Genomic DNA, 630 nt, shown 5'->3' on the forward strand with positions numbered 1-630 from the left:
TCGTGCAAACTTATTATACATAGCTTGTTCATAAATATATTGTTGATTGCGTTCTTGGTTTTTCATTGTAGATTGCGTTGTGCTTTGTTGATAATTTCGCATAGATTCTTTGACAGCTTTATCTTTCCCAACCCCAACCCTAAAACTCATATCAATAGTTATATAAGCATCTTGTAAAGTAGGATTTTTTTGATTTGTATCATAAACAAATACGATAATGTAGTATTTATCAAATGTTTCCTCTGCATCACCTCTTGTAATAGGCAATGAAAATCCTAATTTATTGGTATCAATTATGTTGTTTTCTTGAAAAACTTGGACATTATATTGTTTATTTGGTTGCTGATTGCTATCTAATAAAATATGTGTAGTTAAGCTAGTATTTGTATTCTTATTTAGAAAATTTTGCAATTCTGTTTGGCTTTTTATTTCTGTAAAACTCCATTTCACATTACCTACTTGACTATTACCGCTTATCACAACTTCTAGCTCAATATAACTTCCCGGTGCAAATGGTGCATTTAAGTCATATCGTTTATCAATGGCTTTAATAGCATATTGGGATTGTGTTTGTTGAGATTGTTGGGACATTTTATCTCCAAATGATTGACTAAACGCATAAAATCCTTA

The 630-nt window shown here is 30.3% G+C and carries 1 pseudogene; it reads right to left on the reverse strand.

Annotation, left to right across the window (positions count from 1 at the left end):
* Nucleotides 1-591, reverse strand: a pseudogene (locus ACWIX0_RS14040) (hypothetical protein); the annotation flags it as partial.
* Nucleotides 592-630: the final 39 nt, after the last annotated feature.

This window comes from Helicobacter sp. T3_23-1059 (assembly GCF_053654515.1).